18 protein-coding genes are annotated in these 21,481 nt (G+C 69.8%); 10 read left to right on the top strand and 8 right to left on the bottom strand.

Going from position 1 to position 21,481, the window contains the following annotated elements; translation table 11 throughout:
• Positions 1-134 precede the first annotated feature (134 nt).
• Positions 135-575: a pyridoxamine 5'-phosphate oxidase family protein gene (locus EOJ32_RS00825; RefSeq protein ID WP_127897395.1), complete on the top strand. Its 441-nt coding sequence runs from the start codon at positions 135-137 to the stop codon at positions 573-575.
• A 109-nt stretch (positions 576-684) separates the two neighbouring features.
• On the top strand, positions 685-1,482 hold the full coding sequence (locus EOJ32_RS00820) for a sulfotransferase (protein WP_127897394.1): 798 nt from the start codon (positions 685-687) through the stop codon (positions 1,480-1,482).
• A 68-nt stretch (positions 1,483-1,550) separates the two neighbouring features.
• On the opposite strand, the gene EOJ32_RS20015 is transcribed toward EOJ32_RS00820, so the two are convergent.
• Entirely contained in the window at positions 1,551-1,709 is a 159-nt protein-coding gene (locus EOJ32_RS20015) for a hypothetical protein (RefSeq protein WP_164871365.1), read from the bottom strand.
• Between the two features lie 13 nt (positions 1,710-1,722).
• On the opposite strand from EOJ32_RS20015, the gene EOJ32_RS00815 reads away from it, so the two are divergent.
• From EOJ32_RS00815 to EOJ32_RS00800, 4 genes are read left to right on the top strand one after another with little or no spacing between them, the layout of a single operon-like run.
• On the top strand, positions 1,723-2,739 hold the full coding sequence (locus EOJ32_RS00815; RefSeq protein WP_164871364.1) for a glycosyltransferase family 2 protein: 1,017 nt from the start codon (positions 1,723-1,725) through the stop codon (positions 2,737-2,739).
• On the top strand, positions 2,736-3,776 hold the full coding sequence (locus EOJ32_RS00810; protein ID WP_127897392.1) for an acyl-CoA dehydrogenase family protein: 1,041 nt from the start codon (positions 2,736-2,738) through the stop codon (positions 3,774-3,776). Before EOJ32_RS00815 ends, EOJ32_RS00810 begins: the two co-directional genes overlap by 4 nt.
• Entirely contained in the window at positions 3,773-4,462 is a 690-nt protein-coding gene (locus tag EOJ32_RS00805) for a PIG-L deacetylase family protein (RefSeq protein ID WP_127897391.1), read from the top strand. The genes EOJ32_RS00810 and EOJ32_RS00805 overlap by 4 nt, the downstream gene beginning before the upstream one ends.
• 7 nt (positions 4,463-4,469) lie before the next feature.
• Entirely contained in the window at positions 4,470-5,012 is a 543-nt protein-coding gene (locus EOJ32_RS00800; RefSeq protein ID WP_164871363.1) for an SAM-dependent methyltransferase, read from the top strand.
• A 6-nt stretch (positions 5,013-5,018) separates the two neighbouring features.
• On the opposite strand, the gene EOJ32_RS00795 is transcribed toward EOJ32_RS00800, so the two are convergent.
• The 3 genes from EOJ32_RS00795 to EOJ32_RS00785 form a co-directional block, all read right to left on the bottom strand.
• Complete coding sequence (locus EOJ32_RS00795) at positions 5,019-6,206, bottom strand: MFS transporter (protein ID WP_127897389.1); 1,188 nt, start codon at positions 6,204-6,206, stop codon at positions 5,019-5,021.
• A gap of 85 nt (positions 6,207-6,291) precedes the next feature.
• Positions 6,292-7,524, bottom strand: coding sequence for a GAF domain-containing sensor histidine kinase (locus EOJ32_RS00790; protein ID WP_127897388.1), 1,233 nt, complete (start codon positions 7,522-7,524; stop codon positions 6,292-6,294).
• Positions 7,525-7,613: 89 nt separating this feature from the next.
• Complete coding sequence (locus EOJ32_RS00785) at positions 7,614-8,177, bottom strand: DNA-3-methyladenine glycosylase (RefSeq protein WP_240542465.1); 564 nt, start codon at positions 8,175-8,177, stop codon at positions 7,614-7,616.
• Between the two features lie 768 nt (positions 8,178-8,945).
• Here EOJ32_RS00785 and EOJ32_RS00780 point away from each other — a divergent pair.
• The 3 genes from EOJ32_RS00780 (at position 8,946) to EOJ32_RS00765 (ending at position 12,733) form a co-directional block, all read left to right on the top strand.
• A complete protein-coding gene (locus tag EOJ32_RS00780) occupies positions 8,946-9,641 on the top strand; it encodes a haloacid dehalogenase type II (RefSeq protein ID WP_127897387.1) in 696 nt (231 codons plus the stop codon).
• Positions 9,642-9,983: 342 nt separating this feature from the next.
• Positions 9,984-12,131, top strand: a complete 2,148-nt coding sequence (locus tag EOJ32_RS00770) for an FAD-dependent oxidoreductase (protein ID WP_127897386.1) — start codon at positions 9,984-9,986, stop codon at positions 12,129-12,131.
• Positions 12,128-12,733: a CDP-alcohol phosphatidyltransferase family protein gene (locus EOJ32_RS00765; protein WP_127897385.1), complete on the top strand. Its 606-nt coding sequence runs from the start codon at positions 12,128-12,130 to the stop codon at positions 12,731-12,733. Before EOJ32_RS00770 ends, EOJ32_RS00765 begins: the two co-directional genes overlap by 4 nt.
• Before the next feature lie 567 nt (positions 12,734-13,300).
• Here EOJ32_RS00765 and EOJ32_RS00760 read toward each other — a convergent pair.
• Positions 13,301-15,409 carry a glycosyltransferase family 2 protein gene (locus EOJ32_RS00760; RefSeq protein WP_127897384.1) on the bottom strand — a complete coding sequence of 703 codons (2,109 nt, stop codon included), beginning with the start codon at positions 15,407-15,409 and terminating at the stop codon, positions 13,301-13,303.
• 26 nt (positions 15,410-15,435) lie between these two features.
• Positions 15,436-17,622 (bottom strand): glycosyltransferase family 2 protein, encoded by a 2,187-nt coding sequence (locus EOJ32_RS20560; protein ID WP_164871362.1) that lies wholly within the window; start codon positions 17,620-17,622, stop codon positions 15,436-15,438.
• A gap of 274 nt (positions 17,623-17,896) precedes the next feature.
• On the opposite strand from EOJ32_RS20560, the gene EOJ32_RS00750 reads away from it, so the two are divergent.
• Positions 17,897-19,525: a Na/Pi cotransporter family protein gene (locus EOJ32_RS00750; protein ID WP_127897382.1), complete on the top strand. Its 1,629-nt coding sequence runs from the start codon at positions 17,897-17,899 to the stop codon at positions 19,523-19,525.
• On the opposite strand, the gene nagA is transcribed toward EOJ32_RS00750, so the two are convergent.
• Both nagA and EOJ32_RS00740 read right to left on the bottom strand, forming a co-directional pair.
• Positions 19,522-20,646, bottom strand: coding sequence for an N-acetylglucosamine-6-phosphate deacetylase (nagA, locus tag EOJ32_RS00745; protein ID WP_127897381.1), 1,125 nt, complete (start codon positions 20,644-20,646; stop codon positions 19,522-19,524). The genes EOJ32_RS00750 and nagA overlap by 4 nt on opposite strands.
• Entirely contained in the window at positions 20,643-21,476 is an 834-nt protein-coding gene (locus EOJ32_RS00740; RefSeq protein ID WP_127897380.1) for a BadF/BadG/BcrA/BcrD ATPase family protein, read from the bottom strand. The genes nagA and EOJ32_RS00740 overlap by 4 nt, the downstream gene beginning before the upstream one ends.
• Positions 21,477-21,481 lie beyond the last annotated feature (5 nt).

Genomic DNA, 21,481 nt, shown 5'->3' with positions numbered 1-21,481 from the left:
GGGTTGCCGCACCCTGCCGGTCATGTGAATGCCGGTGATCGCGCGAAGGATCACCGCGATGCAGGGGGCATGGATCGAATGACCACGGCCGCGCGTTGATGTGCCAGAAGCCGATACGGCAGTCAGGAGTTCACATGTCCGACAGAACCATAGGCGATCTGGCAAAGGCGATGGGCAAGATCGACTTTGCCATGCTGACCACCCGGACCGAGGGTTGCCAGCTTGCCACCCGTCCCATGAGCAACAATTCCGATGTCGAATGGGATGGCGACAGCTATTACTTCACCTATGACGACACGCGCACCGTGTCCGACATCGAACGCGACCCCCATGTCGCCCTGTCGTTCCAGGGGCGCGCAGGCATTCTGGGCGCGCCGCCGCTGTTCGTGGCCGTCGAGGGCGAGGCCGGCATCATCCGCGACAAGGCCACGTTCGCCGACCATTGGACCAGCGATCTGGAACGGTGGTTTCCGGACGGCATCGATACACCGGGCATGGCGCTGATCAAGGTCGCCGCCGTGCGCATCCATTACTGGGACGGCGAGGAAGAGGGCGAGGTCGCCCCTCGGGCCTGACCCATCGCAATCCCGAAAGACCCGCGGGCCGGCATGCCGTCCGCGGGTCTTTCAACGACCTCGGTCTGAAGACGATCAAGCGATATTTCGACAGGGGAAAGGCATCCTGATGCAGCATCACCGCTATCTTTTCGTCGGTGGCCTGCACCGGTCCGGGACATCGCTTCTGACGCGGCTGGTGGCGGCGCATGACGCGGTGACCACGATCAGCGATGCGCCGGTGCCCGAGAACGAGGGGTGCTATCTGCAGGGCGCCATCCCCCATACCGCGCAGCACGGCCGACCGATGAATTTCGCGACCGATCCGCGTCAGCACCTGACCGAGGGCCACCCGCTGGACCGGCTGGAGACCCGCCTGCGCCTGGAACACGACTGGAACCGATGGTTCGACGGCGATCGTCCGTGGCGGGTCGAGAAGTCGCCGGTGAACCTGACGCGGACACGGTTGTACCAGCAATTGTTCCCGCTGTCGCAATTCGTGCTGATCATCCGCCACCCCGAGGCCGTGGCGGCAGCGGTCGCGAAATGGGTCGATGGGCCAGCCCATCAGCTGATCGACCACTGGCTGGACGCGCACTCTCAGATGCAGCAGGACCTGTCCCACCTGCACGCGGCCATGGTCATCCGGTACGAGGATCTGGTGGCATCGCCCGCGGCGGTGGTGAACAGCGTTCACGCCTTCATGTCGCTTTCCCCGTCCCGGATGGACGCGACGGTCCGGGACGGCAATCTGGACTACGGATCGGCGCCGCAGATGACCCCGTCGCAGGCAGAGCGTGCCGCGGCATGGGGCTATGGACCGGGGCTTGAGGTAAGACCTGTCGGTCCTCGCTTGTCCCACCCGTTGCGGTCGGTCAGGACAGCGGCCGAAGACGCCTGGACAGGTGGAAAGGCCATCACCGGCTGATGGAACGAAGGCGGGACACTGCGCCTGAAGAAAGTCGCCGTCCTGCACCTGACCATAGCCTGCTGAAATCATGCCGATTTCAGGGAACCGATGCCATGAAGCCTGATCTTTATCAGGCGCAGGTTCAGGAACTGCCCTGTCATGCGTCCGTTTTGCAGGGGGATGCGCAGGACAATCCGGTCATGCATCCGTCGCCGCTCGACCGCCCCGGCCGGACCTTCCTGCATGATACGGATGCTAATGACCCCTTGGCACGATACCCGTCCCGCACTGCGCCACGTCACCGTCGCCATCCCCGTGCGCGACGAGGCCAAGCGGTTGCACCGGCTGCTGCAGGCGCTGGCCGGGGCCGCCCAAGCCTGTGATCTGCCCTTCACGGCCCTGGTGCTGGCCAACAACTGCACAGATGCCAGCGAACGGATCGCCCGGTCCTTCCGCAGCCCTGCGCTGCAGGTGTCAGTGCATTCCGTCACCTTTCCGGTATCGACCGCCAGTGCCGGGCGCGCGCGGCGGGTGGCGATGGACCTGGCCGCCAGGACCGGCGGGCTGCTGATGACGACGGATGCCGACGCGATCCCGGCGCAGGGCTGGATCCGGGCCGCGCTGGACGCGATGGGTGACGGGGCCGATCTGGTCTGCGGATCGATCAGCGCCGACGTCCCGCATGTTCTGGCCACCCCTTCGGGCGCGCGCATCACCCGGGCCGAGGAGGGCTACAGCGCGCTGCTGCGCCGGGTCCGCCACCGGCTGGACCAGGTGGCGGGGCGCCAGTCCGCGCAGTCGCAGACCCTGCATTACATGGAATCCGGCGCGTCGATGGCGATCCGCGCGGATCTGTACCGGGCCATCGGCGGCCTGCCGGCGCTGGATTTCGGAGAGGATCGCGCCCTGGTCTTTCGGGCCGAGGCGCATGGGCTGGCCGTCCGCTATTCCTGCGACATGACGGCGCGTGTGTCCGGGCGACTGCAGGGGCGCGCCGATGGCGGCATGGCTGCCTGCCTGCGCCACCGGATGCAGGATGCCGATCCGCTGGCCGATCAGGCCATGATCCTGCCCGACGCGCTGCGCGCGATGTGGGACGAGGCGATGTCAGGGACCATCCGCGCCTATCCCGACCGCAGCGTTCCGGCCGGCCCGCAGCTGCGCGCCTCGGACCTGGAGGCGCGGCTGGCGGATCTGGCGGCGCTGGTCGACGGGACCGTCGATCCGGACTTTGCCCGCTGGTCCGACCGGCACGCCGCGATGGTGGTCGGATGACCGACGCCATCGACCGTGCCGAACGGATGATCGCCGATGCTCTGCCGGACGGTGCCGACGGCCCGTCGGGCCCTGCCTTGGCAGCGGCATTGCGCGACAGCGGGCTGTTGGCGGAATGTCTGACCTTGGCCCATCACCCGCGTGATCCGCTGGTATTGCTTGACGCGCTGCAGCGGGTGGGCGGCGCGAACCTGTCCGCCGGGCGGCTGTTCGAGGGGCATGTGAACGCCGTCAAGCTGCTGATGCTGCATGACGGTCCGACCGCGCCCGTGGCGCAGGGGGCGCTTTACGGCATCTGGGGCGCCGACGGTCCCGACCCCGCACGGATCGAGGGTTCGGTCATCCGCGGGCAGAAGCTGTTCGCTAGCGGTGCGGACGTGCTGGACCACATGATCGTCACCGTGCGGTCGGATGCCGGGCTGCACCTGCTGATGTTCGCGCGCGACCAGCTGGACGGGCGGCTGTTTCCCGGCGAATGGGACATGTCGGGGATGAAGGCCACCGCATCGGGTCGCTGCGACCTGGACGGGCTGGCCGTGGCGGAGGCCGTGACCCTGGGCGCGCCCGACGCCTATCTGACCGAGCCGCATTTCCACGGCGGCGTCTGGCGCTATGCCGCGGTCCAACTGGGGGCGATGCGTAGGCTGACGGCCCTGACCGCCGATCAGCTGCGCGCCCGCAGCCAGCAGGATGCCCCCCTTCAGGCGATGCGCCTGCACCGCATGATCACGGCCTGCGAGACGGCCCGCCTGTGGCTGGCCCAGGCCGCCTGCCGGATCGAGCGTCCCGCCGCGACCGCAGCCGATGCCCAGGCCGCGATCCTGGCCCGCCTGCGCACGACAGACGAGGCCGTGGCCCTGCTGGCCAACATGGACCAGGCGCTGGGGGCCGCGTCATTCGCCACGGCGCATCCGGCCGACCGCATCCGGCGGGATCTAAGCCTGTACCTGCGGCAGGCGGGGCCGGATGCCTTGGCCCTGTCATCGGTGGACCGGATCCTGGCCGACCCCGACCTGCACCAGCGGTGGATCGGATGAGCGGCTTTCTGGACCATGCGGCATCTGCCCCGTCGCTGACGCCCGCTTCGCTGGTGCAGGGCCGCCCACTGGTCATCCTGGCCCCGCATCCCGATGACGAGACGCTGGGCTGCGGCGCGCTGCTGTTCGATGCGGCCGCGCAGGGCACCCCGTGTCACGTCATCTGCGTGACCGACGGCACGCGCTCGCATCCCGGATCGCGGCGCTGGCCCGCCCTGGTGCTGGCCGCGACGCGTGCGGCGGAACTGCGCGCCGCCTGCGCGATCCTGGCGCCAGCGGCGCGGGTCACCTGCCTTGGCTATCCCGATTGTGCCGCCCCCGACGACGCGCAGGCGGCGGAACGGGTGTCGGCGCTGATCGCGCCCGACGCGCTGGTGCTTGCGACCTGGGAACACGACCCGCATGTCGATCATCAGCAGGTCGCGCGTCTTGCCATGCGCCTTACCGCCATGCGGGCGGATCTCGCGCTGGCCTTCTATCCGGTCTGGGGGCGGTTCACCGACCGCGCGGCGGAGGTCCGGCTGATCGCGGCCTCGGATGCGGCGGTGGCGGCCAAGCGGCGCGCGCTGGCCTGTCACAGGTCGCAGATGACCGGGCTGATCGACGACGACCCGACGGGGTTCGTCATGACCGACACTCATCAGGCCCATTTCCTGACCCATCCGGAGATCGTCATTGCCCCATAGGGACACGGTGGACCATCTGGCCCGCCTCTATGCCGCCAGCGACGATCCCTGGGATCACCGCACCAGCCCCTATGAGGCCGGCAAGTACGCCGCCACGCTTGACGCCATCGGGCACGGCCCGTTCAGGGCCGCGCTGGAGATCGGGTGCGGCAACGGCACGCTGGCGCGGCGACTGGCCGACCGGTGCGACCGCCTGACGGTGATGGACTGCATCCCCGCCGCGATCCGGTCGGCGCGGCAGGTACTGGCCCCCCTGCCGCAGGTCACCGTCCTGCAGGGCTGCGCGCCCCAGGACCTGCCGGACCTGCGCCCCGATCTGGTCCTGCTGTCCGAGGTGCTGTATTTCCTGACCCCCGAGGAGATCACCGGTCTTGGCGGCTGGCTGCGCGCCCGGGCGACGGGCCCGGTGATCGCCGTCAACTGGACCGGCCCGACCGACGAGGCGCTGGACGGACCAAGGGCCGTGGCCATTCTGCAGGCTGTCCTGGGACCATCGCACAGCACGGTGCATGACGGCTTTCGCATCGACCGCTTTGCCCTTCCGGCCTGATCGGGATCACCGCCGCGGGCGCGCGGCGATCACGAAGCCCAGGACACCCACGACGGGCCCGGGGATCAGCAGCCAGACGGCCGCGGGGCCGATGCGCTGGAACAGCGCCGTCGTCAGCGCGATCGATGCGACCGTGATGGCAAAGCCGATGGCGTTCTGGATGGCCAGCGAGGCCCCTACCGCATCCTGCGGACAGGCACGCGCGGAGAGGGCCGAGAATTGCGGCGAATCCGCGACGACGGTGGCGCCCCAGACCACCAGCAGGACCAGAAGCCAGCCCGGCTGCAGCACCGGCCACAGCGTGACCACGCAAAGGGCGCTTGCCCCCGACAGGATCAGCGCGGCAAGGGCTATCGGTGCGCTGCCCAGGACGCGGGCCAGGCTGCCGCCCGCCAGGCACCCCGCGGCCCCGGCACCGATGATCAGGAAGGACAGGCCCGACACGCCAAGCCCCGGATAGGCGTCCGCCAGACCGGTGGCGGCCACCAGCAGGGGGGTGATGGTCCAGAAGGCATAAAGCTCCCACATGTGGCCGAAATAGCCGAAGGCGGCGGCACGGAACCGGGGGATGGCAAAGGCCCGCAGGGCGCCGGCGCTGCCGCGATGGGCGGGGCGCGCCAGATGCGGGCCGTCGCCCAGGGCGCGGATCATGGCGGCGCCGATGACGGCCAGACCCGACGAGGTCGCGACCACCCATTGCCACGGCACCGCCCCCGCGGTCGAACGCAGCAGATGCGGCAGCGCGGTGCCAAGCGTCAGCATCGCCACCAGCAGGGCCAGCGACTGTCCCGCGCGGTCGGGCGCCCAGCTGACGATCATCTTCATGCCGATGGGATAGATCCCGGCCAGCGACAGCCCCACCAGGAACCGGAACCCCGCGCCGGTCGCGACATCCTGGGCCAGCCATGCAAAACCCAGGTTGAACGCCGCCCCCGCCAGGGCCGAGACGACGAAGATCGCGCTGGCGGCGAACCGGTCCGCCAGGCCGCCAACCGCCATGACCAGCGTGCCGACGATGAAGCCCGCCTGCACGGCATTGGTCAGCAGGCCGATATCGGCCGCGGTCGCGCCCCAGGCCTGCATCAGCCCCTCTGCCGCGCTGTTGGCGCTGAACCACAGCGATGTCCCGAACAGCTGCGCGATCGCGATCACCGCGATGGGGGGCAGCCGGTGGCGTCCTTGGGGTCTGGTCATCGATCGTCCCGACTGGCGATTGCGTCAGGGGGCAGGATGGCCGATCGGGGCGACGGGGGGCAACCGTTTCGGATGGCGCGCGCGGTCAGGCGGGCAGGACGGGAAAGGTCAGGCTGAAAGTCGTCGTGCCGTCCCCGCAGGCGACCGCGATCGTGCCGCCATGCGCCTGCGCGATGGACGACGCGATGTGCAGGCCCAAGCCCAGCCCGGAACTTTCAGCGGTCCGGCCCCGCTGGAACGGCTGAAAGATGGCGCGTTGGGCGGCCTCAGGGATCGGCTCGCCCTCGTTCTGGACCTCGATCACGACGGCGCCGTCGGTGCGGCGGCCACGCACGGTCACCGGGGTGTCGGCGTCGCCATGGTTGATGGCGTTCGACACCAGGTTCGACACCGCCTGCGCGATGCGTGACGGATCGCAGCAGACCGGCCCGCCGAAATCCAGCTCGGTCGTGACCCGGTGCTGGGGCGCGGCCAGACGGATCTCGGCCACGACCTGGGCGATGGCGTCGCCCAGGGGGGCGTCGGGCGTGGCCGCGACAGTGATCCCGTCGCCAAGCCGCGCCTTGGCATGCAGCATCATGTTCTCGACCAACTCGCCCATCCGGTGCAGCGAGGACTGCATCAGCCCGATCAGGCCGCGGCCGCGTTCGGTCAGCGGCTCCTTGCCGAGCATACGGATGCCCGACCGCAGGGCGGTGACGGGGTTGCGCAGGTCATGGCCCAGGATGGCGGTGAACTCCTCCTGGATGCGGACCAGCTTGCGTTCCTGTTCGATCATGCGTTCCTGGGCGTCCAGCCGTTCGGCGGTGTCCAGCGTGCCGCCGATGATGGTGGCGAACATCTTCAGCATCGCGACGGTGCGGGCGTTGTTCACGTCCTTGGTTTCGGTGTCGATGGCGCACAGCGTGCCGAAGAAGCTGCCGTCGCCGCGAAAGATCGGCACCGAGGCATAGCTGACGATGCCGAAGGCCGCGGCGATGGGATGGTCGCGATAGACCGGGTCGGACGACGCCTCGTTGAAGATGATCATCTCGGAGGTCTTGCGGACCGTCTGGCAGAAGGTCGACCCGATCTCGATCTCGTCGCCCGCGGCGATCCCGAATTTCAGGTCGTCGACGGTGCGGCACGCGACCCACCGGTCGGCGGTGACGCGCGCCACCCCGGCAAAGCGCATCCGCGTGGCCAGCATCACCGTCTCCAGGATCGTCCCGACCAGCTCGTTCTCGGCCAGGCGCTGGATGTCGGACTGGAAATCATGCTGTCCGGCCTGATAGGCCGCGTGGTCCTGCCTGGGGTGGTCGCTGCTGTGCAAATCCATCGATGATCCCCGGCATTGGACGGTTTGTCGGCCCGCATCTGTATTGCAGGGCGGCGGGAATGCACAGTGTCTTTTCCGCAGCCCCGCCGTCAGCGATCCGGGCGCGCCCGCGGGAATGGCCGGCTGAGCCCCGCCGCCCCGGCAAGGCCGAACCGCCATGGCAGGTCCTGCGCCCGGCTGATCCCGATCCGCGGCCCGACCAGCAGATCGGGCACCGCCGCCACCAGGACGATGCCGAAATCGGGACCGTCGAAGGCGGCGCCGTCATCGTCGGGCCGGATGTCCAGCGCCTGCGTCAACCGCCCCGGCCCACTGCACAGCGGGGGGGCGGGGCGGCGGGCGCGCATCAGGTCCAGGCCGGTGTCGGGGTCCAGCGCGCGGATCAGCACGGCCGCGCCGGGGGTCGCCACGACGTTCAGGCACAGGTGGATGCCGTAGGATCGATAGACATAGGCGTGGCCCGCCGGGCCGAACATCGAGGCGTTGCGCGGCGTCGGCCCCCGATGGCTGTGCGAGGCGGGATCGTCGGGGGCATAGGCCTCGGTCTCGATGATGCTCCCGCCTGCGCCGCGGACGGTCAGCCGCGCACCGATCAGCCGACGGGCCAGGGCCACGGCGTCCAGTCCCGCGATCTGCTGCATGAACGACGACATGGCATCCCTTCCGATCCCGTTGCGGCAGGGGCCTTGTGGCATGAACGTGCCGGGATTGCCAAACCTTGGCATGGACGGGTGGTCAGGGGACGGGGACCGCGCCTGGTCCTTAATGGAGAACCGACTGGTGTGTCGCCGCAGTGCCCTCGGCCACTGGACGGTTACAGGGGGCAGCGGTCAGACCCGCATCCTCTGCACCATGCCGCCGATCCCAGTACGCAACGCAATGCCCAAATTGAACACCCGGATGTCCAGTGCATGCGGTACATCGACCACGTTCGGGCTGACCGTCCGTCCAGGATCTCAAGCCGGGAAAGGGTGGCAAAGGCAATGCGGCCCCACAGGCCGATGATCGGGACCGCCATGACGGCTGGCCTCAGCACCCTTCTGGTGCTGAGGCGAATGCATGGCCGATGCTTAAGCGACCCAGGCCCGGCGTGGCACGAACAGACAATGATGGTGATGGACCCGGCCATGGACGGTCCGATGGCGTTCCGCACCGCCTTCCACGTGGCATCCAGTACCGCCCATAGGTTGACCGGTTCTCGGTCAGGTCCCGGCGCAGTGGATCACGCGGGTGACAATGAAAAAACGTGGGTTACAGCGCGCCTTTCACCACCGGAAAGGCTGCATCGGCTGCCGCCTGCGATGGTGGTCAGCAGGGGCGTCCAACCTGCATCGGCCGGAACTTCGCTGGAGGGCAGTCGCAAGGAACGATAATCGCGACCGATGGTTCTGCATGATCGTCAACCGATCAGGATCGCCCCCATGTCCCTGCGCCCCATCCTCGTCTTTGACGTCAACGAGACATTGCTGGACCTGGACCACCTGTGTCCGCTGTTCGACGACATCTTCGGCGACGGGGCCGTCATGCGCGACTGGTTCGCGCAGCTGATCCTCTATTCCCAGACCCTGACGATCACCGGACTGCGCAGCGATTTCAGCACCTTGGCCGTTGCGGTGCTGCGCATGATCGGGAAGATCAGGGGCGTGGCGATCACCGAGGGGCATGAGGATGCGCTGCGCCGGACGATGGGCACGCTGCCCGCCCATCCCGATGCCGAGGCGGCGCTGGTCCATCTGCGGGACAGGGGGTTCCGTCTGGTGACACTGACCAACTCGCCGCCCTCTGCGGGAGGGACCGCGCTGGACCGCTCGGGCCTGGCGCAGTATTTCGAGGCCAGCTTCAGCGTCCAGCCGACCAACCGTTTCAAGCCCGCGCCCCAGACCTATCAACTGGTGGCCGAGGCACTGGCGGTACCGCTGTCCGATCTTTGCCTGGTGGCCTGCCATGTCTGGGACACGATCGGGATGCAGGCGCTGGGCGGCAAAGGCGCGCTGGTGACCCATGGCGTGAACGCGGCGCTGGTGCTGCCGGGCGTGCCGCAGCCTGACGTGACGGCCCCCGATCTTGCCGGACTGGCGCAGACCATCGCCGCGCGTTGGGGCCGGGCAGGGGCGTGATCGGTCATGCCAAGGGGCATTGGAGACCGGTTTCCGCCGGGCGTTACCGTTCCGTAGATGCATCGGATCGAGCCGCTATTGACCAGCCTTGTCTTCAGGTGTGGACATGACAGGCCAAAAGACCCATCCGGCTCCGACGGCTCCGACGGCTCCGACGGCTCCGACGGCTCCGACGGCTCCGACGGCTCCGACGGCTCCGACGGGGATGACGGGGATGACGGGGATGACGGGGCCGCGTGTACACGGGGACGTGACCGGGCGAGTCGCGGCGGTCCGGTAAGACTTCGGGCATCCTGACGACCTGTCGGATAGGTGCCCCGAGGCCGTGATGAAGGACATGCCGTGACCAGACCCGTTCTGCTAATCCTTGTCGCGGCGATTGTGCTGGCCGGGTCGTGGCTGCTGGGCGGTCAGGACGTGACGCTTCAGTCGCTGCGCGGGCATCTGGCCGCCGTGGCCGAGTATCAGCAGCAGCGGCCGGTGCTGGTCGCGGCGCTGTTCGCCGCCGCCTATGTCGCGATCACCGCGCTGTCCCTGCCGATCGCGGTCTGGCTGACGCTGGCCGGGGGCGCGCTGTTCGGGTTCTGGGCGGGGCTGGCGATCGTCTCGTTCGCGTCGGCCATCGGGGCGACGCTGGCCTTTCTGGCGGCGCGGTACCTGCTGCGGGACTGGGTGCGGGCGCGGCTGGGCGCGCGGGCCAGGGGGATCGAGACCGGGCTGGCGCGGGACGGGGCGTTCTATCTGTTTTCGCTGCGGCTGATCCCGGTGATGCCGTTCTTTGCCACGAACCTGCTGATGGGCCTGACGCCGATCCGGACCCGGACGTTCTATTGGGTCAGCCAGCTTGGCATGCTGGCGGGCACCGCGGTCTATGTGAACGCGGGCACGCAGCTGGCCGCACTGGACAGCCTGTCCGAGATCGTGTCGCCGCCCCTGTTGGCGTCCTTCGCGGCGCTGGCCGTGTTTCCGTGGATCGCCCGCGCCATCGTGGGCATCCTTCGCCGCCGTCGCGTCTATGCCGGATGGACCCGACCCCGGCGGTTCGACCGCAATCTGGTGGTGATCGGCGCGGGTTCGGCCGGGTTGGTCTCGGCCTACATCGCCGCGGCGACCAAGGCCAAGGTGACCCTGATCGAGGCCGGCGCGATGGGCGGCGACTGCCTGAACCACGGATGCGTTCCGTCCAAGGCGCTGATCCGCAGCGCGACCGTGGCGCATCAGATGCGCCATGCCGCGCGCTTCGGGCTGGCCGACACACCGCCCGCGGTCCCGTTTCGCGCGGTCATGGACCGCATCCACCGGATCATCGCCGACATCGCGCCCCATGACAGCGTCGACCGCTATGCCGGGCTGGGGGTCGATGTGCTGCAGGGCCACGCCCGCCTGATCGACCCTTGGACGGTCGCGGTCACCGACCCGCAGGGCGCCGAGCGGCGGCTGACCACGCGGGCGATCATCATCGCGACCGGTGCGCGGCCCGTCATGCCGCCGCTGCCGGGGCTGGACCTGGTCGACCCGCTGACCTCGGAGACGCTGTGGTCGCGGCTGGCGGATCATGACCACGCGCCGCGGCGGCTGGTCGTGCTGGGCGGCGGGCCGATCGGCTGCGAGCTGTCGCAGGCCTTTGCGCGGCTGTGGTCCGACGTCACCCAGATCGAGATGGCCCCCCGCCTGTTGATGCGCGAGGACCCCGAGGTGTCGGCCCTGGTCGCGGACGCCCTGCGCGCCGACGGGGTGACGGTGCTGACCGGGTACCGCGCGATCCGCTGCGGCATCGACGGGGGCAGGTGGATCGAGGTCGAACGGGACGGCGCGGCCCGCCGCATCGGCTTTGACCAGATCATCGTGGCCGTGGGCCGCAGCGCCCGTCTGGAGGGGTTCGGACTGGACCGTCTGGGGATCGAGACCGACCGCACCATCGTCACGAACGCCTTCCTGCAGACCCGCTTTCCTCACATCCTGGCGGCGGGCGACGTGGCCGGACCGTTACAGTTCACCCATGCCGCATCCCACCAGGCATGGTTCGCCAGCATCAACGCGCTGTTCGGCACCCTCAGGCGGTTCAGGGTCGATGACCGCGTGATCCCCTGGGCCACCTTCACCGATCCGCAGATCGCCCGCGTCGGCCTGTCCGAGACCGAGGCCCGCGACCGGGGCATCGCGGTCGAGGTCACGCGCTATGACCTGGCCGACCTGGACCGCGCCATCACCGACGGGGCGGCGCGCGGCTTCGTCAAGGTGCTGACCCCGCCGGGGCGCGACCGCATCCTGGGCGTGACCATCGCGGGTGATCACGCCGGTGACCTGATCGCGGAGTTCGTCTTGGCCATGAAGCACGGCCTGGGCCTGAACAAGGTTTTGGCCACGATCCACATCTATCCGACCTGGGCCGAGGCCAACAAGGCGGTCGCCGGCACTTGGCGGCGCGCCCATGTGAACCCGCGCCTGCTGGCGCTGGTCGAACGCTATCATCGATGGAGGCGCGGATGATCGACGCCCGACTGCAACCGCTGCAGCGCGCGGCCCTGCGGCACCCGGCGCAGATGCTGGCTGCCCGCGGCGTCATGGCGGACACCATCAGCATCGCGGGCTTTGCCGTGGGTCTGCTGGCGGTGGCCGCGCTGGCCCTGGGGTGGTGGACCGCGGCGCTGGTGCTGATCGCGGCGAACCGGATCATGGACGGGCTGGACGGCGCGGTCGCACGCATCCAGGGCCCGACCGACCGCGGCGCCTTTCTGGATATCGCGCTGGACTTCGTCTTCTATGCGCTGGTGCCGGTGGGGTTCGCGCTGCACGATCCCGCGGCCAACGCGCTGCCCGCGGCGGTGCTGATCGCGGCCTTCGTGGGGACCGGATCGTCGTTTTTGGCCTTTGCCGCCATCGCCGCCCGGCGCGGCGACCGGGCGGCGGCCTTTCCGACCAAGGGCATCTACTACCTTGGCGGCCTGACCGAGGGGTTCGAGACGATCGTCCTGTTCCTGGCGATGTGCCTGGTTCCCGCGTCCTTTCCGCTGCTGGCCTGGATCTTTGCCGCGGCCTGCGGCGTCACCACGATCCTGCGGTGGCACCAGGGCTGGACCGCGTTCCGGTAAAGCCTGGGGCTGACCGGTCCTGCGCAGGTCCGAGGCTGTCACCCACAGCCGGCAGGCGGGGCGCAAGGCAAGCCTCAGGTGCGACGTTGGTCAGCAGATCGACGGCTCTGCCGCCAAGGTGAAACATAGGGTCAGTTTCGAACCGCGTGGTCGAACCGCTTCTTGGAAGGCCTGTCGCTGCCATGGCTGTGCCGATCAGACAGGGGCAGGTGCTTTCGATCCCGGGCTGCGGTGAAGACCAACCCCGTGGCGCGTGACGGTGACGATCATGGCCCTGGGCTTTCCCTCTCCAAGGGATGTCACGCCGAACCAGGGCCATGTCATTGATGTGCCGGCCAAGATAAGCAGATCAGCATGCCACAGGGCAAATCATCGTCGCGGCCGCCTCCCTTCTGCCAGACGTGTGCCATGCAACCGCCAGACAGCAAGGCGGGTGCTTTGAGATCCACTGCTTGCCGCATCCGCCCATCTTTTGCCCGCGGACCGGCATGCGCGACAGAAGGATCCGATCAGGGTCCGGCGGCCGGTTCATCACCGCCTTCACGGGATCACGGCGCAGGTCTCTGATCAGGGTGCCAGGCGCGCGATCGCGCGGTCAAGGCGCGCGGCGCGGGCGGGGTCGCCGCCGCGTTCGGCCCGCGCGCGGACGCCTGCCAGATAGTCGGGCAGGTGCCGACAGGCGCGGTAGTGCTGCATCATCCGCGGCAGGGTCGCCCGGCCGGTCGCGATGTCGCGCATCACGTCGCTGAGCACGCGGCCGTTGCGCAGCATCAGCGCCGTCTTGTGATCGGCATGGCGCAGCGGCACCCGCGTCACGTTCGGACCGTCAAAGCGCTGCACGTGGCGGCGGTCATGGTCGATCGCAGGGTCATAGAACAGCCAGACCTGGGACGCCCTGCGCGATTCGGCGGCGGCATCGGCGAACGGTCCGGTCCAGTCAGCCCGCTTGCCGGTCGGATAGCGCTGGTCCCATCCCGCCAGACGCGGCGACAGCGTCGACTGGGGCGAAAACGCGGCCACCCGGCATCCCGGCGCCAGCGAGGCGAAGGCCGCCGCCCCATAGCCCCCCATCGACGTCCCGAACAGCGTCACCTGGTCGAACTGTTCGAAAAAGCCGCTTTCGCGCAGCGACATCAGATAGCGGTGCAGCGCGGCGTCGCGGAACCATCCGGGCACATAGGACAGGATGCCCATATGCGACCAGCCCTCCTTGCGGATGAACTTGTAACCCCAGGGTTCGCGGGTCACCGGGTGTTCGCGCACCGACGCCAGATTGTCGAAGGACACCAGCAGATGTTCGCGCGACCGTGCCACATAGGTGCAGGCATAATTTGGCATCGAATGATAGAATCCGTGCGCCTGTCCCGACAGCCGCAAGTCGCTGAGCCACGCGGGCGCCGCGATCTGGGGCGCGCCGTCGGGGGTGGCGGTGCCGGGCTGCTGGGGCGCGGCGTCGTGGCCCTGGGTGTCGTCATCGGTGTCGTCCCAGTCCTCCTCCGGCGGGGCATCCTCCTCGGCGGGTCGGGACAGGCGTTCAGCCCAGGCCGAATCCATCTCGGACAGGGCGGGGGGCGTCGCGGCGACGCCGAAGGGCACGGACCAGTCGAAGGCCAGGCCCTGGATCGGGCGCCCCTCGACGAAGGCGGCGATGATCTTGGCCGCCTGGGGGTCCTGATGCGCCAGCAGGCGGTCCAGCCGCCCCGCGAATTCGGTCACCACCGCCGCATGGCGCGCCGCGACCTTTGGATGGCTGGCCAGGAACTCGGCGCGCCGCGCGCGGTGGGCCTGAACGAACGCCTGGTCAGGACCGGTATCGGCCATCGTGAAGTTCAGGCGCTGATACTGCTGGATGGTCATCCGCAGGTGGTCGGGCGTAACGAAGGGCAGCGTTTTGCCCGCCCCGGTGCGTCGCAGCAGGAACGTCTCGCGGTCCTGGGCCATGAAGGCGATGACATGCGCCAGGCCCAGCCCGGGCTGGTCGGGCATCGTCATCCAGCCCTTTTGCAGATAGCGGTCGGCCACGTCCTCGGCCGCGCCGTTCAACCAGGTCACGGGCTCCTTGCCGCGGGCGAACTTGGGCTTCAGCGTGGGGCGCGCAGGCTTCAGCCCCCGGGCCAGCTGCGGGCGAAAGATCGTGCGCAGGGGCGTGGCCACCGTCATCCGCCCTGCCGCCCCGCCGGTGCCGCGGCGAAAGCGCTCGACCAGCGGCAGATCGGCATAGCGGTTCTGACCCGACCCGCCCGCGACCTGAACGGTCAGCGACAGGAGGTCGGGGAACCGTTCCAGCCCCTGGGCCAGGTCGGCAAGGGTGCCGGCCCCGGTGTCGATCATGACGAAATCGTCCGGTTCCAGCCACAGCAGGTGATCGTGGCGATCGCGCAGCGCCGTCTCCAGCGCCAGGTCCAGCGCGCGGATCTGGCGGGCCTTGTCATGGGCGATGCCGGGACGGGTCGTGGGCACGAAGTCGATCAGGCCTGCCGCGGCCAGGGCCTGGGCCAGCGCCGTGGCCTGCGCGTTGGCGCCGTCGCCGTGAACGGTGATGCTGCGAAAGCCCGCGTGACGGTGATGCAGCACCCAGTCCAGCAGGACCGGCGCGCTGTCGTTCATCAGCATGTGCAGCGCGATGTCCGGGCCGGCCGGGACGGGTTGAGGCTGCGGGGCGGTCTTGCGGGGCATGCGGGCGCTTTCGGTTGCGGCGTGGGTCAGGACGGGTGCGGCACGGGGGCGGCGGCGCGCGTCTCCAGCGCCTTGGCCATGCCGGGCCGGCCGTTGCGGGCCGCGATGTCGGACAGCCGCCGCAGCCAGGCGGTCCGGCCCCGCGCCTGCAGGCGCTGGCCAAGCGTGTCCAGGTACCACGGCTGAAGGCGCGACTGGCGATAAAGGGCGTGGAATGCCGCCGCATCCATCGTGCGCGTCGCAAGGCCGCGGACCACCGTGGACAGCATGTCGGTCTGGCGCAGCCGCAGCGCGGTCTTGTGGCCTGCCCGCGGAGTCCGCAGCCGCACGATGTTGTCCCCGGTGAACCGGTCCGCATGGGCGGCGTCCGCGGGTTCCGTCGGGTCATAGACCAAAAAGACCGTCCGCGCGGAGGCGGTCTGGGCCGCGGCATCGGCGAAATCGCCGCTCCAGTCCGCGGCGCGGCCGCTGGGAAAGCGCGCCTCCCACGGGACCAGGGCCGGGGACAGCGTCGACTGCGGGGAAAAGGCGATCACCTGCGCCCCCGGCGCGACCGAGGAGAAGGCGCAGGCCGCGTAGGCCCCCATCGAGGTTCCCGCAAAGGTCACCGTCTGATAGCGCGCGAACAGCCCGTTGTCGCGCAGTTGGCGCAGATAGGCGAACAGCGTCGGATTGCGGAACCAGTTGGCGCGGAACGCGAAGATGCCCAGCTGGGACCAGCCCGACTTGCGCGCGAATTCGTATCCCCAGGCCTCGCGGTCGATCTGGTCCTGGCTCACTTGGGACAGGTTGTCGAAGCTGACGAACAGATGCGCCCGTTCGCGTTCGACGTGCAGCGCCGCGAACTCCTCCTCCGAATGGTAGAAGCCCCGGCGGTAGGGCGAGCGCCGCAGGTCGACCAGCCATTGCGGCGGCACCTCGGGGGCGGGTGGATCGGCGGGGGCGGCGGGTTCGGGCGTCTCGGGGATGGTGGCCCAAGGCGTCATCGACAGCAGCGGCATGGTCGGCACCGGCGGGCCGTCCGGCAGCGGTGCCAGCAGGATGGCCGATGCGATCACCGGGCGCGCGGGCAGCTTGGCCGGGGGCGGCGGGGGCGGGGTGGCCGCGATCGACGCCTGCCGCGCGCGGCGCGCGGCCAGTTCGGCCTGGCGGCGTTCGGTCTCGGCCTGCAGGACCGCGGGGTCGAACAGGCGGGCGTGCTGGTCCGGCGCCTCGGCCAGCAGCTGTGCAGAGAGGACATCGATCTGGCGGCGGAACCGGCCCACCGCCTCGGCATGCAGCGCGCCAAGGGCGGGAATCAGCCCGACCAGCTCTGCCCGCGCCTGCGCCACGCGGTCGGCCCATGCGGTGATGCCGGTCTCCTCGACCACATTCAGATTGTGCTGGTCATAGTAGTCGAAGTTGATCCGGTCGGCATCCGCGCTGTTGGCGGTGCCGCGCCAGCGCTTCATCAGGAAGACCTCGCTGGCACGGATCATGTAGTGGTTGACGTGGCACAGATCGTACCCCGCCATCTTCGGGGAGGTGGTCCACCGCTGCCGCAGAAGGTCGCGGGTCACGTCCTCTCCCGAGCCGTTCACGATCAGCAGCGGATGCGCGGGAAGGCCGTAGAAGTTCTTGAAGACCGGTCGATGGACGCCCAGGTGCTGCACCGGCAGCGGTCGAAAGATGGTCTTGATGGCGAACTGGCTGTGCGTGAACGGAATGTCCGTGGGCGAGGCCATGGTGAACTGGCGGATCTGCAGCTCGTCCCTAAACGGGATCACGCCGCCGTTGCCGAAGATGCGCCACTGCGCGGCGACCGCGTCGGTGCGGTCGGGCAGGGCCGCGAACAGCGCGTCCAAGGTGCCGTCCCCGGTGTTGACGTGAAAGAATTCGTCCCCGTCCAGCACCGCGATCCAGTCGCTGCCCGTCACTTCGGGCAGGGCCATGGCGCGGGCATAGGCGCGGCGCTGCGGGTCGTCGGGCTGGCCGGCGATCAGGTCGCTGTTGTCGAAGTGGATGACAATCCCCGCCTGGTCCAGCAGCTGCAGCATCTGGTGCGTGCCGTCGGTGCAGTCGTTGGAATAGATGACGAAGCGGTTGAACCCGATCAGCCGGTGATAGCACAGCCATTCCAGCAGGAACGGCCCCTCGTTCTTGACGGTCGTGACGATGGTCCGCGTCGCGTTCGATTTCCAGCGGAACGAAAGATCGGGGGACAGGCTGTTCATGGCCGCACGGGTTTCCTGTGTCGTGACCCCGTCCATATCAGAGCGGCGCGGCTTCCTCAAAGGGATATGCCGCCCTGCGGTTGTCGGCGCGCGCCCGGCCTGCCCCATGGCGTGCCCGCCTGCCGCGCGGCATGGCATCGGCCCAAATCCTGTGCGCTTTGTGCAACAGCGGCGCCCGCTGCGTCGTTATCCCCTTCACAGGATGCAAGGGGCGGCTTCAAGTCGGATCTGTGACGGCCCGCGCGGGCAGCCCGGAAAGGGATGGTAAAGGCACATGGCATCGATTCTGGGTTTCCTGCAGCTGGCAGGCGCGGTGGCGCTGCTGCTGTTCGGTCTGGGACTGGTGCGCGACGGCATGGTCGAGGCCTTCGGCCTGCGAATGAAGCTGATCCTGGGCGCGGGCACGCGCACGGGGCTGCGGGCCTTCGCATCGGGGCTTGCCGCCACCTTGGGTCTGCAATCGTCGACGGCCACCGCCCTGCTGACCGCGTCCTTCGTCCAGCGAGAGATGATCGCCACCCGCCGCGCGCAGATCGTGCTGCTGGGCGCGAATGTCGGCACGGCGATGACGGCGGTGATCGTGTCGACCGACATCACCGCGGTCGCGCCGGTCCTGGTGCTGCTGGGTTACGGCCTGCGCCGCCGGGGCACGACGGTGACGTCGGGGGTGGGCACGGCCCTGATCGGCGTAGGGCTGATGCTGGTGTCGCTGACGTTGCTGGACCAGGCGACCGCGCCGCTGCGCGCCTCGCCGCAGATGGCCGCCTTCCTGCCGATGCTGGATCAGGCCTGGCCCGTGGCGCTGGCCTTCGCGGCGGGGATCGCGCTTTTGTGTTCGTCATCGTTGGCGGCGGTGCTGCTGATCGGGTCGCTGGTTCTGCCGCCCGACCTGACGGTGGTCATGGTGCTGGGCGCGAACCTGGGCGGCGCGATGGCGCCGGTGCTGGCGGGGGCCACGCTGGATATCGCCGCGCGGCGGGTGCTGCTGGGCAACCTGACGGTGCGCGCCATCGGCTGCCTGATCGCGCTGCCGCTGGCGGGATTGGCGGCGGGCGCGCTGAATGCCATGCCCCTGGCCGTGGGGCCCTTGGCGGTCAGCGCCCACCTGGCGTTCAACCTGGCGCTGGCGGCGCTGATCTGGCCCTTCAACGCGCTGGTCTGCCGTCTGGTGGCGGTGCTGATGCCGCAGGACGCGCATGCGGCCTCGACCGCGCCGCGCTGGCTGGATGCGCAGGTTCTGGACGCGCCGCCCCTGGCCCTGACCGGCGCCCGGCGCGAGGTTCTGGACATCGGCGACAGCGTCGAGCGGATGCTGGCCCAGACCCGCGCGGCGTTCCGCAAGCACGATCCCGCCCCCCTGGCCGAGGTCCGCGCGATCGAGGATCAGGTCGACCGGCGACAGCAGCAGGTCAAGAACTATCTGTCGCGCCTGACCGGCGACGCGACCGAGGCCGAGCGTCGGCAGGCCATCGACATCCTGGATTACGTCATCAACCTGGAACATATCGGCGACATCATCGACCGGGGCCTGTCCCCCGAGGTGGCCAAGAAGATCGGCCTGGGCCTGCGCTTTTCGGGCGAGGGGTTCCGCGAACTGGACGCGCTGTTCCTGCTGACGCAGGAGAACCTGCGCATGGCGCAGACGGTGTTCATGACGCGTGACCGCGACATGGCCCGCCGCCTGATGGAGCAGAAGGTCACCATCCGCAACCTGGAACGCCAGTCCGCGCAGCGCCACCTGATCCGCCTGCGCGAAGGCCAGACCGAAAGCCGCGAAACCTCGTCCCTGCATCTGGACCTGCTGCGCGACCTCAAGCGGATCAATGCCCATGCGGTCTCGGTCGCCCATCCGATCCTGCAGGACGAAGGGCTGCTGATCGAAAGCCGGCTGCGCGGCAGCTAGGCCCGGGGCGCGCGCCAGCCCGCGCCGTCGCGGATGCCGGTCAGGTGCAGGTCCGCGTCCAGCAGGATCAGGTCCGCGGCCCGGCCCGGCGCGATGCGCCCGGCCTTGGCCCCGATCAGGTGGGCCGGGACCGACGTCGCCATCGCCAGCGCCTGCGCCGGGTCCGCGCCCGCCGCCACCGCGACGCGCACCGCGCGGTCCAGCCGCAGGTCCGCGCCGGCCAGCGTGCCGTCCGCCAGCGTCAGCCGCCCGTCGCGCCGCAGGATGCGACGGCCCTGCAACGGAAATTCGGTCAGCGTGGTGCCCGCGACCGCCATGCAGTCGCTGACCAGGAACAACCCTCCAGGCCGTGCGCGCAGCGCGACGCGCAGCGCCGCCGGGTCGACATGGGTGCCGTCCGCGATGATCCCGGCCTGCGCATCGCCCGACAGGACCGCGCCGACCAGACCGGGCTGGCGGTGGCCAAGCGGGCTCATGGCGTTGAACAGATGCGTGGCGCAGCGCGCCCCCGCCGCAAAGGCCGCCTGTGCCTGATCCAGCGTGCAGTCGCTGTGGCCAAGGCTGACGATGATCCCCGCCGCGGTCAGGGCGGCGATCTGGGCAGGGGTGGCGGCTTCGGTTGCCAGGGTCACCATCAGCGCGGGTAGGTCCGCGCGGGCGGCGATCAGGGCGGCCATGTCGGCATCGGTCATCGGGCGGATCAGGGCTGCGTCATGCGCCCCGGCGCGGCGCGGGTCCAGATGCGGCCCCTCCAGGTGCAGGCCCAGAAAGCCCGGCGTGTCGACGCGGGCGGCGGCGATCCCGGCGGCCAGCACGCGTGCCGTGACCTCGGGTCCGTCGGTGATCAGCGTCGGCAGGATGCCCGCGCAGCCCAGATCGCGATGTGCCGCGCAGATGCGCGCCAAGGCTGCGGCGTCGGTTCCTGCACCGACCATCAGCCCGGCGCCGCCGTTCACCTGAAGGTCGACAAAACCGGGGGCCAGGATGCCGGGCATCGGAACCACGCCCGCCGGGCGCGGCACGATGGCCTCGATCACCCTGTCGCGCAGGATCACCGCCATGTCGTCCAGCAGCTGCGCGCCGTCGAACAGGGTGGTGGCGGCCAGGGTCTGCAGGGTCATGGCGCCCAGGCCCGTGCCATGTCCAGCGCACCGTCCACGCCTGTGCCGCGGGCGGGAACGACGGGCCAGTCCGCCGCCAGCGCCGCGGCATAGAAGGGGCCCAGCCCGCCGGTGCAGACCACCGGCAGGCGGTCGCCATCCTGCAGCACGCGCACCGCGTCGCCAATCTGGGCCACCGCCTGGTCCAGAATCGCACGGGCCGCGGGATCGTCCGAGGCGACCAGGCGCGGGGCCAGTTCCGCAAAGCGCGCGGGCGCGGCGCCGGTGCCGAAGGCGATGATCCCCTCGATCCCGCCGAATTCGTCGCGCAGCGCGGACAGCAGGGGCGTGTCCGGGACCAGCCCGTCGCCCGCCCGCATCGCCCGCGCCAGCAGGGTGCGGCCCAGGACGGCACCGCTGCCCTCGTCCCCCATCAGAAAGCCGCGCCCCCCGATCTGGCGCAGCTGGCCGCCGCGCTGGACCGCCAGCACCGACCCGGTGCCGACCGCGACCAGGATGCCATCATCCGCGCCAAGCGCGCCACGCGCGGCAGTGACGGCATCGTTCACCACCAGGCTGCGCGCGAAGGGCAGGCGCGCCTGCATCGCGCGGGCCGCGTCCTGCATGCCGCCCCCCGCCAGGCCCAGCACCGCGGTCAGGTCCGCAGGCGAGGCCCCGGCCTGAGCCATCGCCGCCGTCGCCGCGGCCAGCACGCTGGTCACCGCGCCGAATGGATCGGAATTGATGTTTGCCGGCCCGCCCTGACCGCGGCCCAGCACGCGGCCCGCCGCATCGGCAATGGCCGCCCGGCAGCCCGTGCCGCCCCCGTCGATCCCCAGATACAAGCTCATCACGT

This window comes from Paracoccus sp. Arc7-R13 (assembly GCF_004010775.1).
Lineage (GTDB): Bacteria > Pseudomonadota > Alphaproteobacteria > Rhodobacterales > Rhodobacteraceae > Paracoccus > Paracoccus marcusii.
Note: the sequence above shows the minus strand (reverse complement) of the source record. Positions and strands in the feature narration are given on the sequence as shown.

Bases quoted from the DNA above. Each gene is read 5' to 3' on its own strand.
- EOJ32_RS00825 (WP_127897395.1), top strand. From the start codon at position 135: ATGTCCGACAGAACCATAGGCGATCTGGCAAAGGCGATGGGCAAGATC.
- EOJ32_RS00820 (WP_127897394.1), top strand. From the start codon at position 685: ATGCAGCATCACCGCTATCTTTTCGTCGGTGGCCTGCACCGGTCCGGG.
- EOJ32_RS20015 (WP_164871365.1), bottom strand. From the start codon at position 1,709: ATGCAGGAAGGTCCGGCCGGGGCGGTCGAGCGGCGACGGATGCATGAC.
- EOJ32_RS00815 (WP_164871364.1), top strand. From the start codon at position 1,723: ATGACCCCTTGGCACGATACCCGTCCCGCACTGCGCCACGTCACCGTC.
- EOJ32_RS00810 (WP_127897392.1), top strand. From the start codon at position 2,736: ATGACCGACGCCATCGACCGTGCCGAACGGATGATCGCCGATGCTCTG.
- EOJ32_RS00805 (WP_127897391.1), top strand. From the start codon at position 3,773: ATGAGCGGCTTTCTGGACCATGCGGCATCTGCCCCGTCGCTGACGCCC.
- EOJ32_RS00795 (WP_127897389.1), bottom strand. From the start codon at position 6,206: ATGACCAGACCCCAAGGACGCCACCGGCTGCCCCCCATCGCGGTGATC.
- EOJ32_RS00790 (WP_127897388.1), bottom strand. From the start codon at position 7,524: ATGGATTTGCACAGCAGCGACCACCCCAGGCAGGACCACGCGGCCTAT.
- EOJ32_RS00785 (WP_240542465.1), bottom strand. From the start codon at position 8,177: ATGTCGTCGTTCATGCAGCAGATCGCGGGACTGGACGCCGTGGCCCTG.
- EOJ32_RS00780 (WP_127897387.1), top strand. From the start codon at position 8,946: ATGTCCCTGCGCCCCATCCTCGTCTTTGACGTCAACGAGACATTGCTG.
- EOJ32_RS00765 (WP_127897385.1), top strand. From the start codon at position 12,128: ATGATCGACGCCCGACTGCAACCGCTGCAGCGCGCGGCCCTGCGGCAC.
- EOJ32_RS00760 (WP_127897384.1), bottom strand. From the start codon at position 15,409: ATGCCCCGCAAGACCGCCCCGCAGCCTCAACCCGTCCCGGCCGGCCCG.
- EOJ32_RS20560 (WP_164871362.1), bottom strand. From the start codon at position 17,622: ATGAACAGCCTGTCCCCCGATCTTTCGTTCCGCTGGAAATCGAACGCG.
- EOJ32_RS00750 (WP_127897382.1), top strand. From the start codon at position 17,897: ATGGCATCGATTCTGGGTTTCCTGCAGCTGGCAGGCGCGGTGGCGCTG.
- nagA (WP_127897381.1), bottom strand. From the start codon at position 20,646: ATGACCCTGCAGACCCTGGCCGCCACCACCCTGTTCGACGGCGCGCAG.
- EOJ32_RS00740 (WP_127897380.1), bottom strand. From the start codon at position 21,476: ATGAGCTTGTATCTGGGGATCGACGGGGGCGGCACGGGCTGCCGGGCG.